Raw genomic sequence first — 13,728 nt, forward strand, 5'->3', positions numbered from 1 at the left:
TCCGATTACGTGAAGTAAAAGGTCTGAAAGATAGAACATCTTACCTCTGTACCCTACGAGAATAACTTTACTCTTTTTTGAGCAGCTCAGAAAGCACTTTTTGTAATTTTTTTTCATTCCTTACATAGGGAATTCTAATGGACATCACAAAAAGCTCTCTCTTATGTTGCTTAGTTACGAAAAAGGGGCGTTATTAAGTAAACCCTTAGTGCGCCTGATCCCAGTTTTCACCACTCCCGACTTCCACCAGCAACGGCACGTCAATCTGGGTCTCGTTTTCCATCAGTTGGTGGATCTTTTTAGAGACGCTTTCCAGATCATCTTTGTGCACTTCAAACACCAGTTCATCGTGTACCTGCATGATCATGCGCACTCGCGGTTGCTCGGTTTGCAGCCATCCATCCACAGCAATCATGGCTCGCTTGATAATATCTGCGGCAGTTCCCTGCATCGGGGCGTTAATGGCCGCACGTTCAGCACCAGCGCGACGAGCACCATTACTGGATTTAATATCCGGTAAATAGAGACGGCGACCTTCCAGCGTTTCTACATAGCCTTGCTCTTTCGCCTGCGCGCGAGTGCGTTCCATATATTCCAGCACGCCTGGGTAGCGTTCGAAGTAGAGATCCATGTACTTCTGTGCTTCTTTGCGCGGAATATTCAACTGGCGCGCCAGACCAAAGGCGCTCATCCCGTAGATCAAACCGAAATTGATGGCTTTCGCGCTGCGGCGTTGCTCGCTGGTCACGGAATCAAGCGGTAAACCAAAGACTTCAGCCGCCGTTGCGCGGTGAATATCTTTCCCTTCAGCGAACGCGGTAAGCAGACCTTTATCACGTGAAAGGTGCGCCATGATACGCAGTTCAATCTGTGAGTAGTCCGCAGAGACAATCACGTAGTCTTCTGGCGCAATGAACGCCTGACGAATACGACGACCTTCGTCATTACGTACCGGGATGTTTTGCAGGTTTGGATCCGTTGAAGACAAGCGCCCGGTGGCGGTAACCGCCTGATGGTAGGAGGTGTGCACGCGTCCGGTTTTCTTGTTAATCATCAACGGAAGCTTATCCGTATAGGTCGACTTCAGTTTTGCTAAACCACGATATTCCAGAATCACTTTCGGCAATGGGTAATCCAGCGCGAGCTCTTCCAGTACCTCTTCCGACGTTGATGGCGCGCCGCCTGGGGTTTTCTTCAACGGCTTAATACCCTGCTTTTCAAACAGGATAGTTTGCAGTTGCTTAGTGGAAGAGAGGTTAAACGCTTCTCCGGCGATCTCGTGCGCTTTTTGCTCCAGCTCATTCAAACGCAGCGTCAGCTCTTCTGAATGCTTGTGCAGAACAGCCGGATCGATTTTCACACCGTTGCGCTCAACGCGAGACAAAACCGGCACCAGCGGCATATCGATATTTTCAAAGACGTTCAACGGCCCTTTATGCTGCTGCAATTCTGGCCACATCTTCAGATGCAGCTGTAACGTAACGTCGGCGTCTTCCGCAGCGTAACGACCAGCCTCTTCCAGTGCTATCTGGTTAAAGGTCAGCTGGTTTTTGCCTTTTCCAGCAATCTCTTCAAAGGTGATGGTCTTATGTTTCAGCCAGCGGTCCGACAGGCTGTCCATATCGTGTCGTCCAGCGACGCTGTTAAGAATGTAGGATTCGAGCATGGTGTCAAAAGTGATGCCGCGCAGCTCGATGCCATAGTTCGCCAGGATGCCGCGATCGTACTTCAGGTTTTGCCCGACTTTGTGCGCGTTCTCATCTTCCAGCAGCGGCTTTAGCAGCTCCAGCGCGCGGTCGCGCGCGATCTGGTCAGGGGCATCCAGGTAATCGTGGGCAACAGGAACATACGCCGCCACACCCGGTTCAATGGCAAAAGACAGGCCAACCAGATTCGCGGAAATGTTGTCCAGGCTGTCAGTTTCAGTATCGAAGGCAAAGACAGGTGCTTTTTTCAGCTTAGCGATCCACGCTTCCAGCGTCGCTTCGTCCAGAATCGTCACATAGTTATCGTACGAAAGAACCGTGGCCGGCTCCTCAGGCGTTTCATCGACGACAATAGTTTCTTGCGGTTTTGCCGCCGGCTTCGTCCCTTTAGCCTGTAGCCATTTACCCGCTTCAACGTCGGTAACCCAACGTTTAAATTCATACTGTTTAAACAGGCCAAGCAGTTCTTCTGCAGCGGGCTGACGCACTTCAAGCTGCTCACAGGTCAATTCCAGCTCAACATCCGTTTTGATGGTAGCCAATTGATAAGAGAGGTACGCCACCTCTTTGTTCTGCTCAAGTTTGCCCGCCATGGTTTTCGCACCACGGAAGGTCAGCCCCGCTATTTTGTCTGATTCGGCATAGAGGGTATCCAGCCCACCCAGCCCCTGCAGCAGTGCCTGAGCGGTTTTTTCGCCTACGCCTGGAACGCCAGGAATGTTATCTGAGGAATCCCCCATCAGCGCCAGGAAATCGATGATCAGTTCCGGCGGGACGCCGTACTTATTCACAACTTCTTCCGGGCCGAGGATCGTATTGGTCATGGTGTTGATAAGGGTGATATTCGGCGTCACTAACTGAGCCATATCTTTATCACCGGTGCTAATCAGCACCGGGCGACCGATCTTCTCTGCTTCCCGCGCCAGCGTACCGATAACATCGTCCGCCTCCACGCCAGAAACAGCCAACAGTGGCAGCCCCATCGCTTTTACCATCGCATGCAGGGGTTCTATCTGTGCACGCAGATCGTCCGGCATAGGTGGGCGGTGAGACTTATAATGTTCGAATAATTCATCACGGAAGGTTTTACCCTTGGCGTCGAATACCACCGCAGCATGGGTTGGTTGATATTGCAGAATCAAGCTACGCAGCATGTTGAGGACACCGTACATCGCGCCCGTAGGTTCTCCTGCGCTGTTAGTCAGCGGTGGGAACGCGTGGTATGCGCGATACAGGTAAGATGAGCCATCTACAAGGATAAGTGGGTTTTCTGGGATCTGAACCATAATGTCCGTGCCTGTTTATCAGATTATGGGTAAAGGATGCCACAGACAGGATGAAAACATGAGTTTTTCGCCGCATTTGTCGAAAAACTTTTGCAGATCTTCTGCTTTGCTCGCAAAGACAGCTGTGGATAACTTTGTGAATAAATAATTTTCAGCTCTTTAAATATAGCAAGGCAATTAATGCTCCATTATATTTATACAACAATTTCAATTAGTTAAATAAACTCACGGCATTTTATTCCATTTTTACAGCTTATATCCTGATGTGGATAGATATTCTCTTTTTTTCTATTCAGGGAAGATCCATCATTTGGTTCGTTTTCTGATAAAATCAGCCCCTTGCGCCTCTTTCGCGCACTGTCTATGGCTAACCTTTTGAATAATTTAATTATGACGAGAATACTCGCTGCGATAACGCTGTTGCTGAGTATCGTGTTGACCATATTGGTCACGATTTTTTGTTCTGTGCCGATCATCCTTGCCGGAGTTGTGAAACTCCTTTTGCCCATTCCTGTCGTCTGGCGCAAGGTTTCCGTCTTCTGTAATTTCATGATGTACTGCTGGTGTGAAGGTCTGGCGCTACTGCTGCACCTTAATCCGCGGCTGAAGTGGGATGTTGAAGGGCTGGAAGGTCTTAGCAAGAAAAACTGGTATCTGCTCATTTGTAATCATTACAGCTGGGCCGATATCGTTGTGCTTTGCGTTCTGTTCCGTAAGCACATCCCGATGAATAAATATTTCCTCAAGCAGCAGTTGGCCTGGGTGCCCTTTATTGGCCTGGCCTGCTGGGCGCTGGATATGCCGTTTATGAAACGCTATTCACGTGGCTATCTGCTTCGCCATCCGGAACGCCGTGGTAAAGATGTCGAAACAACGCGTCGTTCCTGCGAGAAGTTTCGCGTACACCCGACAACCATTGTGAATTTTGTCGAAGGTTCACGCTTTACCAAAGATAAACGTGAGCAAACCCGCTCTCCTTATCAAAACCTGCTCCCTCCTAAAGCGGCAGGTATTGCAATGGCATTGAACGTACTGGGGTCACAGTTCGATAAAATGTTGAACGTCACGTTGTGCTATCCGGAAAACAGTAGCCGACCGTTCTACGATATGCTGAGCGGTAAGCTAACGCGGATTGTCGTGCGGGTGAATCTGGAGCCAATCCATGAAGAGTTACACGGTGATTACGTGAACGATAAGGCATTCAAGCGCCGCTTTCAGCTGTGGTTGAATACGCTGTGGAGTGAGAAAGACGCGCAGCTCGACGCGATTAAAGCCTCAAAATAAAAAAGCCGGTCAGTGACCGGCTTTTGCTTTTACTTCTGACCGACCAGGTATTTCACGGTATCCGCATACTGTTGTACAAAGATATCCATGCTGCTGGTATCCATGCCTTGCGGATTTACCTGATATTTACCATTCACGAACATCGCCGGAACGCCCTGCAGCTGTAAATCAGCCGCTGCTTTTTCCTGCTGTGCCACGAGAGATTTCACTACGAAGCTGTTCCATGCCGCATCATAGTCTTCGCCTTTAATACCCGCATCGACAAACACTTTACGGATATCAGCAACAGACTGAACGGTCTGGGTTTTCTGAACCCCTTCAAACAGAGGAACAGTGACCTGATCTTCAACACCCAGCGCCATTGCAACCGCCCATGCCTGCGTCAGGTCTTTGCCCAAAGGCCCGAGAAACTCGACGTGGTATTTGGTCATCTTGGTGCCTTCCGGCAGTTTTTTCTTCACGTTATCAGATACATGAAGCACTTCTTCAAACTGATAGCAGTGCGGGCAGTAGAAGGAGAAGAACTCCAACACTTGCGGTTCACCCGCAACAGGCTTCTCCAGGGTGATGTATTGTTTACCATCCTGGAACTGCGCTGCAGATGCGCTAAAAGCTAAGACCATACCAGCCAGCGCCAGCCATATTTTTTTCATGTTCAAGTTTCTCCGATTAATACATTGGCGTTAATTGTAAGGGGGGCTCTTGCAGAATTTTTGCCTGCTCAATAAAGGTCGCGGTCTGACGATGCCAGTAATCTTCCCCAGTTAACCACGGGAAATTTTTTGGAAATGCAGGGTCAGCCCAACGTCGAATTAGCCAGGCAAGATAATAAACTAAACGCATAGCGCGTAAAGGTTCTATCAGTCCGATTTCAAAGGTGTCGAACTCACTAAACTCTTCATAAGCCTCGATAATGGTTTCCAGCTGCATACGTTGTTCAGCTTTATCACCATTGAGGAGCATCCATAAATCCTGAATAGCCGGACCGTTTCGGGCATCATCTAAATCGACAAACATCGGGCCATCGCGCCACAGAATATTACCGGCATGACAATCACCGTGCAGGCGTAATGTGGTAAAACGCGTATGCCAGCGTTCGGTAACGATCGCGATAAGCGCATCCGTTGCCTTCAGGAATGCCGCTTTTTGCCCTGATGGGATTAGCTGTGCGTGTTCAAAAACTTTACGCGGTTCGGTCAGGTATTCTTCAAGGCCAATCGTTGGGCGGAAGGTAAAAATACGCTTGCTTCCGGTCTGGTGCATACGCCCGAGATAGCGCCCCACCGCTTCCATCTGATCGATGTTGTCGGCTTCAAACTGGCGTCCACCGACGCTGGGGAAGATCGCATAATGGAAACCCTGGTGGCTTAACAGCGTTTGGCCGTTCAGTACCAACGGCGCAGCTACCGGGACTTCATCGCTTACCAGTTCCAGAGCAAACTGGTGCTCTTCCTGGATCTGATCGACAGACCAGCGTTCAGGGCGATAAAACTTAACGACAAAGCGTCGACGGTCTTCGTCCTGGAATTGATAGACACGGTTTTCATAGCTGTTAAGCGGGGTAAGCCCGGAGTCCACCCGGATCCCCTGCTCAAACAGTGCATCCATGATGGTATCCGGGTGTAGCGTCTGGAAATTAAAAGCGTTGTCGTTCATCCCATCATCCGGAAAATACTACGAATGATTCAGGATATCATCTCGCAGCGCTTTCGGTGGCGGCGATTACAAGCTTTTACTCTTTAATTACGCCACGTGCGCGGAGTAGTGCGGTTTTAAAATCTTCTTCATAATCTTTCTGAATACCAGGAATGACCGCGTCTTTCGCCGAGTCACGCATTTTCAGGTGATAGATCAGAATGTCATCAGTTAAATCCGCCAGTTCGCCGTCAAAACCTGACTCTTGCGCCAGTTTCTGTAAAAATTGCATCAGGTTAAGATCGGGTTCCTTCTGCCAGGCAGGCTGGAGGAGTTCAATAACTTCATTCAGACGTTTACATTTCATGGTTGTGCTCCTTAGGCTCAATACAGATACGTTAGCAGGGTCAATCCCACATTAAAAGAGGCGATATCAGTGATTCTGGATAGTGCAATAACAGGGGTTGTGCTGGCTGGAGGTAAGGCCAGACGGATGGGTGGAACCGATAAAGGTCTGCTTGAACTGGACGGTAAACCTCTTTGGCGGCATGTGGCCGACATTCTCGCTTTGCAGGTCGAAACCGTGGTGGTTAATGCCAATCGCCACCGGGATATATACCAGCAAAGCGGCCTGAAAGTTATTCCCGATTCCTTGGCCGATTTCCCTGGCCCACTGGCCGGGATGCTATCGGTATTCCTGCAGCAAACGGGGGAGTGGTTTCTGTTTTGCCCGTGCGATATGCCCTATATTCCTCACGATCTGGTCGCTCGTCTAAAAGAGCAACGTAAAGATGCACCCGTTGTCTGGGTGCATGATGGGGAAAGAGATCACCCAACCATTGCGCTGATGCACCGCTCTATGCAGCCTTTGCTGCAGGATTATCTTCAGTCCGGTGAACGACGTGTCATGGTCTTTATGCGTCTGGCTGGCGGTCATGCTGTCGATTTCAGCGATCATAAAGATGCGTTCGTAAACGTGAACACCCCCGAAGAGCTCGCAAAATGGCAGGAAAAATCATGATCCCATTACTCGCCATTGCGGCATGGAGCGGCACGGGAAAAACCACGCTGCTCAAAAAGTTGATCCCGGAACTACGTGCCAGAGGTATACGCCCCGGATTGATTAAACATACTCACCACAATATGGATGTCGACAAGCCCGGTAAAGATAGCTATGAACTGCGCAAAGCCGGTGCAGCACAAACGCTGGTCGCCAGCCAGCAACGTTGGGCATTAATGGTAGAAACACCGGAAGAGCCCGAACTGGATTTAGCGTATCTGGTAAGCCGGATGGATGCTTCAACGTTGGATATGGTATTGGTTGAGGGATTTAAGCATGAACCTGTCGCTAAGATCCTACTTTTTCGCGAAGGCTGCGGGCATAGTCCTGAGGAATTGGTGATGGACGAATATGTTATCGCAGTTGCCAGTGACGTTCCGCTGGCGGTGGATGTTCCATTGTTAGATATCAACGATATACAGCAACTTGCTGATTTTGTTACGCAATGGATAAGATGGTAACCGTGGTGTTGTGATGTGCCTGATGCGCTGCGCTTATCAGGCCTGCAAAATACGTTCAGCCCGGCCCCTGCAGGCCGGATAAGGCGGCACGCCGCATCCGGCGGTTTTCATCCCGCACAGACGCAAAAAAGCCCATCCGGCAGGATGGGCTTCTTCACTTTAATTGATGCCTGGCAGTTCCCTACTCTCGCATGGGGAGACCCCACACTACCATCGGCGCTACGGCGTTTCACTTCTGAGTTCGGCATGGGGTCAGGTGGGACCACCGCGCTACAGCCGCCAGGCAAATTCTGTTTATCAACACGCTTTTAGCATGTCGATGTCATCTGTAATCAGGCTGAAATCGATGTCTTTCTTTCGCCAAAACATCTTCGGCGTTGTAAGGTTAAGCCTCACGGTTCATTAGTATCGGTTAGCTCAATGTATCGCTACACTTACACACCCGACCTATCAACGTCGTCGTCTTCAACGTTCCTTCAGGACTCTCAAGGAGTCAGGGAGAACTCATCTCGGGGCAAGTTTCGTGCTTAGATGCTTTCAGCACTTATCTCTTCCGCATTTAGCTACCGGGCAATGCCATTGGCATGACAACCCGAACACCAGTGATGCGTCCACTCCGGTCCTCTCGTACTAGGAGCAGCCCCCCTCAATTCTCCAGCGCCCACGGCAGATAGGGACCGAACTGTCTCACGACGTTCTAAACCCAGCTCGCGTACCACTTTAAATGGCGAACAGCCATACCCTTGGGACCTACTTCAGCCCCAGGATGTGATGAGCCGACATCGAGGTGCCAAACACCGCCGTCGATATGAACTCTTGGGCGGTATCAGCCTGTTATCCCCGGAGTACCTTTTATCCGTTGAGCGATGGCCCTTCCATTCAGAACCACCGGATCACTAAGACCTGCTTTCGCACCTGCTCGAGCCGTCACTCTCGCAGTCAAGCTAGCTTATGCCTTTGCACTAACCTCCTGATGTCCGACCAGGATTAGCTAACCTTCGTGCTCCTCCGTTACTCTTTAGGAGGAGACCGCCCCAGTCAAACTACCCACCAGACACTGTCCGCAACCCGGATCACGGGTCTACGTTAGAACACCAGCCATTAAAGGGTGGTATTTCAAGGATGGCTCCATGCAGACTGGCGTCCACACTTCAAAGCCTCCCACCTATCCTACACATCAAGGACCAGTGTTCAGTGTCAAGCTATAGTAAAGGTTCACGGGGTCTTTCCGTCTTGCCGCGGGTACACTGCATCTTCACAGCGAGTTCAATTTCACTGAGTCTCGGGTGGAGACAGCCTGGCCATCATTACGCCATTCGTGCAGGTCGGAACTTACCCGACAAGGAATTTCGCTACCTTAGGACCGTTATAGTTACGGCCGCCGTTTACCGGGGCTTCGATCAAGAGCTTCTCCTTACGGATAACCCCATCAATTAACCTTCCGGCACCGGGCAGGCGTCACACCGTATACGTCCACTTTCGTGTTTGCACAGTGCTGTGTTTTTAATAAACAGTTGCAGCCAGCTGGTATCTTCGACTGATTTCAGCTCCATGGGTAAACCACTTCACCTACATATCAGCGTGCCTTCTCCCGAAGTTACGGCACCATTTTGCCTAGTTCCTTCACCCGAGTTCTCTCAAGCGCCTTGGTATTCTCTACCTGACCACCTGTGTCGGTTTGGGGTACGATTTCGTGTTACCTGATGCTTAGAGGCTTTTCCTGGAAGCAGGGCATTTGTTACTTCAGCACCGTAGTGCCTCGTCATCACACCTCAGCGTTAAAAGAAGTCCGGATTTACCTAAACTTCCCGCCTACATGCTTAAACCGGGACAACCGTCGCCCGGCTAACATAGCCTTCTCCGTCCCCCCTTCGCAGTAACACCAAGTACAGGAATATTAACCTGTTTCCCATCGACTACGCCTTTCGGCCTCGCCTTAGGGGTCGACTCACCCTGCCCCGATTAACGTTGGACAGGAACCCTTGGTCTTCCGGCGTGCGGGTTTTTCACCCGCATTATCGTTACTTATGTCAGCATTCGCACTTCTGATACCTCCAGCATACCTCACAGTACACCTTCAACGGCTTACAGAACGCTCCCCTACCCAACAACACATAGTGTCGCTGCCGCAGCTTCGGTGCATGGTTTAGCCCCGTTACATCTTCCGCGCAGGCCGACTCGACCAGTGAGCTATTACGCTTTCTTTAAATGATGGCTGCTTCTAAGCCAACATCCTGGCTGTCTGTGCCTTCCCACATCGTTTCCCACTTAACCATGACTTTGGGACCTTAGCTGGCGGTCTGGGTTGTTTCCCTCTTCACGACGGACGTTAGCACCCGCCGTGTGTCTCCCGTGATAACATTCTTCGGTATTCGCAGTTTGCATCGGGTTGGTAAGTCGGGATGACCCCCTAGCCGAAACAGTGCTCTACCCCCGAAGATGAATTCACGAGGCGCTACCTAAATAGCTTTCGGGGAGAACCAGCTATCTCCCGGTTTGATTGGCCTTTCACCCCCAGCCACAAGTCATCCGCTAATTTTTCAACATTAGTCGGTTCGGTCCTCCAGTTAGTGTTACCCAACCTTCAACCTGCCCATGGCTAGATCACCGGGTTTCGGGTCTATACCCTGCAACTTAACGCCCAGTTAAGACTCGGTTTCCCTTCGGCTCCCCTATTCGGTTAACCTTGCTACAGAATATAAGTCGCTGACCCATTATACAAAAGGTACGCAGTCACACCCCAAAGGGTGCTCCCACTGCTTGTACGTACACGGTTTCAGGTTCTTTTTCACTCCCCTCGCCGGGGTTCTTTTCGCCTTTCCCTCACGGTACTGGTTCACTATCGGTCAGTCAGGAGTATTTAGCCTTGGAGGATGGTCCCCCCATATTCAGACAGGATACCACGTGTCCCGCCCTACTCTTCGAGTTCACAACACATGCACTTTTGTGTACGGGACTTTCACCCTGTATCGTGCGACTTTCCAGACGCTTCCACTAACACACATGCTGATTCAGACTCTGGGCTGCTCCCCGTTCGCTCGCCGCTACTGGGGGAATCTCGGTTGATTTCTTTTCCTCGGGGTACTTAGATGTTTCAGTTCCCCCGGTTCGCTTCATTACGCTATGTATTCACGTAATGATAGTGTGACGAATCACACTGGGTTTCCCCATTCGGAAATCGCCGGTTATAACGGTTCATATCACCTTACCGACGCTTATCGCAGATTAGCACGTCCTTCATCGCCTCTGACTGCCAGGGCATCCACCGTGTACGCTTAGTCGCTTAACCTCACAACCCGAAGATGTTTCTTTCGATTCATCATCGGTTTGCAAAAATTTGAGAGACTCGAACACACCGCTTTTCATTTCTTATTACGGAGAAATGAAACAGTGTGTCGTTTCAATTTTCAGCTTGATCCAGATTTTTAAAGAGCAAAACTTCGCAGTGAACCTTTTCAGGTACACTCTGAAGTTTTCTTGTGTTTTTGCAGTAAGGGATGGTGGAGCTATGCGGGATCGAACCGCAGACCTCCTGCGTGCAAGGCAGGCGCTCTCCCAGCTGAGCTATAGCCCCATCGTAGTTATCTCATTCACCTTAATTCTTGCTGAGACAAGGCGTGGAACGGTGAAGCATACTGAAGTATGCGAGTCGTTTCACAACGCGGTATCAGAAAGAATTTGGTAGGCCTGAGTGGACTTGAACCACCGACCTCACCCTTATCAGGGGTGCGCTCTAACCACCTGAGCTACAAGCCTGCAGAGATTTTCTTACTGCTAATTTTCATCAGACAATCTGTGTGAGCACTACAAAGAACGTTTCTTTAAGGTAAGGAGGTGATCCAACCGCAGGTTCCCCTACGGTTACCTTGTTACGACTTCACCCCAGTCATGAATCACAAAGTGGTAAGCGCCCTCCCGAAGGTTAAGCTACCTACTTCTTTTGCAACCCACTCCCATGGTGTGACGGGCGGTGTGTACAAGGCCCGGGAACGTATTCACCGTGGCATTCTGATCCACGATTACTAGCGATTCCGACTTCATGGAGTCGAGTTGCAGACTCCAATCCGGACTACGACATACTTTATGAGGTCCGCTTGCTCTCGCGAGGTCGCTTCTCTTTGTATATGCCATTGTAGCACGTGTGTAGCCCTACTCGTAAGGGCCATGATGACTTGACGTCATCCCCACCTTCCTCCAGTTTATCACTGGCAGTCTCCTTTGAGTTCCCGGCCGAACCGCTGGCAACAAAGGATAAGGGTTGCGCTCGTTGCGGGACTTAACCCAACATTTCACAACACGAGCTGACGACAGCCATGCAGCACCTGTCTCAGAGTTCCCGAAGGCACCAAAGCATCTCTGCTAAGTTCTCTGGATGTCAAGAGTAGGTAAGGTTCTTCGCGTTGCATCGAATTAAACCACATGCTCCACCGCTTGTGCGGGCCCCCGTCAATTCATTTGAGTTTTAACCTTGCGGCCGTACTCCCCAGGCGGTCGACTTAACGCGTTAGCTCCGGAAGCCACGCCTCAAGGGCACAACCTCCAAGTCGACATCGTTTACGGCGTGGACTACCAGGGTATCTAATCCTGTTTGCTCCCCACGCTTTCGCACCTGAGCGTCAGTCTTTGTCCAGGGGGCCGCCTTCGCCACCGGTATTCCTCCAGATCTCTACGCATTTCACCGCTACACCTGGAATTCTACCCCCCTCTACAAGACTCTAGCCTGCCAGTTTCGGATGCAGTTCCCAGGTTGAGCCCGGGGATTTCACATCCGACTTGACAGACCGCCTGCGTGCGCTTTACGCCCAGTAATTCCGATTAACGCTTGCACCCTCCGTATTACCGCGGCTGCTGGCACGGAGTTAGCCGGTGCTTCTTCTGCGAGTAACGTCAATTGCTGCGGTTATTAACCACAACACCTTCCTCCTCGCTGAAAGTACTTTACAACCCGAAGGCCTTCTTCATACACGCGGCATGGCTGCATCAGGCTTGCGCCCATTGTGCAATATTCCCCACTGCTGCCTCCCGTAGGAGTCTGGACCGTGTCTCAGTTCCAGTGTGGCTGGTCATCCTCTCAGACCAGCTAGGGATCGTCGCCTAGGTGAGCCGTTACCCCACCTACTAGCTAATCCCATCTGGGCACATCCGATGGCAAGAGGCCCGAAGGTCCCCCTCTTTGGTCTTGCGACGTTATGCGGTATTAGCTACCGTTTCCAGTAGTTATCCCCCTCCATCGGGCAGTTTCCCAGACATTACTCACCCGTCCGCCACTCGTCACCCAAGGAGCAAGCTCCTCTGTGCTACCGTTCGACTTGCATGTGTTAGGCCTGCCGCCAGCGTTCAATCTGAGCCATGATCAAACTCTTCAATTTAAAAGTTTGATGCTCAATGAATTAAACTTCGTAATGAATTACGTGTTCACTCGTTGAGACTTGGTATTCATTTTTCGTCTTGCGACGTTAAGAATCCGTATCTTCGAGTGCCCACACAGATTGTCTGATAAATTGTTAAAGAGCAGTGCCGCTTCGCTTTTTCTCAGCGGCGCGGGGTGTGCATATTACGCCATCCCGCTACGAAGTCAAGCATTTAATTTCGCTTTCTTCGCCGGAGTTCTCAGTGGAACCCCGCTGACCCGGCGGCTTGTAATCCGTTGTTCCGTGTCAGTGGAGGCGCATTATAGGGAGTTATTTCAGGCTGACAAGGGGAAATTTAAAATAATCTTCCGAGTGCGTATTTTTTATTCTTTACGCTTATTTTAACGACGCTTTGTTGGTTAATTGGGCTATTTCCCGCGCGAATCTCGCAACCTGTTCCCAATCGGTATACACCACTTCTTTATTCGTATCCGTTTCACCACCTGACATCTTCATTATCAGTTGGATCATAACGCGGTCATACCAGCGATAGCGTGGATACAGCAAAGCACCCGCAATAACTGCACTGTGGTCTGGTCGCCACGGCGAACTCATCAGGAACTTACGCGCATAGCTGTTGGTTTGCGGCGTACGTTTCTCCGGTTTACGGGCAACCAGGTTTACGGAGTAGAACGCGCTCGGCATCGAATTCAGCCGTGTGGCATGCTTTTTCACAAACTCCTGAAAAGCAGCATGGTAATGACCGTAGCGAATCGAGGCGCCAATTACCACGCTGTCATAATTTTGCCAGTCCGGCTCCGCAGTACGATGCAAATTAACAACATCTGCCCAAACGCCCAGCTCTTTGAGTTCAGAAGCCAGATATTCAGCGATTTCACGCGTTTGTCCGTCCCGGGAAGAAAAAAGAATCAGTGTTTTCACGTG

The 13,728-nt window shown here is 50.5% G+C and carries 8 protein-coding genes, 2 tRNA genes and 3 rRNA genes; 3 read left to right on the forward strand and 10 right to left on the reverse strand.

From position 1 onward, the window contains the following. Positions 1-205: 205 nt before the first annotated feature. Positions 206-2,992, reverse strand: coding sequence for a DNA polymerase I (gene polA, locus IB222_RS22610; protein WP_126319657.1), 2,787 nt, complete (start codon positions 2,990-2,992; stop codon positions 206-208). A gap of 363 nt (positions 2,993-3,355) precedes the next feature. On the opposite strand from polA, the gene IB222_RS22615 reads away from it, so the two are divergent. After that, complete coding sequence (locus IB222_RS22615; protein ID WP_003825330.1) at positions 3,356-4,276, forward strand: acyltransferase; 921 nt, start codon at positions 3,356-3,358, stop codon at positions 4,274-4,276. 29 nt (positions 4,277-4,305) lie between these two features. Here the strand turns inward: IB222_RS22615 and dsbA are convergent, their stop codons facing one another. The 3 genes from dsbA to IB222_RS22630 form a co-directional block, all read right to left on the reverse strand. Then, positions 4,306-4,929 (reverse strand): thiol:disulfide interchange protein DsbA, encoded by a 624-nt coding sequence (dsbA, locus tag IB222_RS22620; RefSeq protein ID WP_003028621.1) that lies wholly within the window; start codon positions 4,927-4,929, stop codon positions 4,306-4,308. A gap of 16 nt (positions 4,930-4,945) precedes the next feature. Continuing rightward, on the reverse strand, positions 4,946-5,932 hold the full coding sequence (locus IB222_RS22625) for a serine/threonine protein kinase (protein ID WP_149385181.1): 987 nt from the start codon (positions 5,930-5,932) through the stop codon (positions 4,946-4,948). A gap of 76 nt (positions 5,933-6,008) precedes the next feature. Next, positions 6,009-6,278 carry a YihD family protein gene (locus tag IB222_RS22630; RefSeq protein WP_003028616.1) on the reverse strand — a complete coding sequence of 90 codons (270 nt, stop codon included), beginning with the start codon at positions 6,276-6,278 and terminating at the stop codon, positions 6,009-6,011. Positions 6,279-6,347: 69 nt separating this feature from the next. Here IB222_RS22630 and mobA point away from each other — a divergent pair, with 69 nt between their 5' ends. Together mobA and mobB are read left to right on the forward strand one after the other, a co-directional pair. Then, positions 6,348-6,932 carry a molybdenum cofactor guanylyltransferase MobA gene (gene mobA, locus IB222_RS22635; protein WP_003825335.1) on the forward strand — a complete coding sequence of 195 codons (585 nt, stop codon included), beginning with the start codon at positions 6,348-6,350 and terminating at the stop codon, positions 6,930-6,932. After that, complete coding sequence (gene mobB, locus IB222_RS22640) at positions 6,929-7,432, forward strand: molybdopterin-guanine dinucleotide biosynthesis protein MobB (protein ID WP_149385180.1); 504 nt, start codon at positions 6,929-6,931, stop codon at positions 7,430-7,432. Before mobA ends, mobB begins: the two co-directional genes overlap by 4 nt. A gap of 168 nt (positions 7,433-7,600) precedes the next feature. Here the strand turns inward: mobB and rrf are convergent. From rrf to hemG, 6 genes are all read right to left on the reverse strand, one after another. After that, positions 7,601-7,716, reverse strand: a 5S ribosomal RNA gene (gene rrf, locus IB222_RS22645). A 97-nt stretch (positions 7,717-7,813) separates the two neighbouring features. Next, positions 7,814-10,721, reverse strand: a 23S ribosomal RNA gene (locus IB222_RS22650). A gap of 209 nt (positions 10,722-10,930) precedes the next feature. Further along, positions 10,931-11,006: transfer RNA gene (locus IB222_RS22655), tRNA-Ala, on the reverse strand. Between the two features lie 105 nt (positions 11,007-11,111). Beyond that, positions 11,112-11,188 (reverse strand) — tRNA-Ile (locus IB222_RS22660). A 71-nt stretch (positions 11,189-11,259) separates the two neighbouring features. Next, a 16S ribosomal RNA gene (locus IB222_RS22665) occupies positions 11,260-12,801 on the reverse strand. The 16S, 23S and 5S rRNA genes sit together here with 2 tRNA genes alongside, the layout of an rRNA operon. Positions 12,802-13,179: 378 nt before the next feature. Next, positions 13,180-13,725: a menaquinone-dependent protoporphyrinogen IX dehydrogenase gene (gene hemG, locus IB222_RS22670; protein ID WP_003828882.1), complete on the reverse strand. Its 546-nt coding sequence runs from the start codon at positions 13,723-13,725 to the stop codon at positions 13,180-13,182. Positions 13,726-13,728 lie beyond the last annotated feature (3 nt).

The sequence above is a fragment of the Citrobacter sp. C13 genome (genome assembly GCF_014596815.2).
GTDB lineage: Bacteria > Pseudomonadota > Gammaproteobacteria > Enterobacterales > Enterobacteriaceae > Citrobacter > Citrobacter portucalensis.

Excerpts from the sequence above, each read along its gene's own strand:
- polA (WP_126319657.1), bottom strand. The coding sequence starts at position 2,992 with ATGGTTCAGATCCCAGAAAACCCACTTATCCTTGTAGATGGCTCATCT.
- IB222_RS22615 (WP_003825330.1), top strand. The coding sequence starts at position 3,356 with ATGGCTAACCTTTTGAATAATTTAATTATGACGAGAATACTCGCTGCG.
- dsbA (WP_003028621.1), bottom strand. The coding sequence starts at position 4,929 with ATGAAAAAAATATGGCTGGCGCTGGCTGGTATGGTCTTAGCTTTTAGC.
- IB222_RS22625 (WP_149385181.1), bottom strand. The coding sequence starts at position 5,932 with ATGAACGACAACGCTTTTAATTTCCAGACGCTACACCCGGATACCATC.
- IB222_RS22630 (WP_003028616.1), bottom strand. The coding sequence starts at position 6,278 with ATGAAATGTAAACGTCTGAATGAAGTTATTGAACTCCTCCAGCCTGCC.
- mobB (WP_149385180.1), top strand. The coding sequence starts at position 6,929 with ATGATCCCATTACTCGCCATTGCGGCATGGAGCGGCACGGGAAAAACC.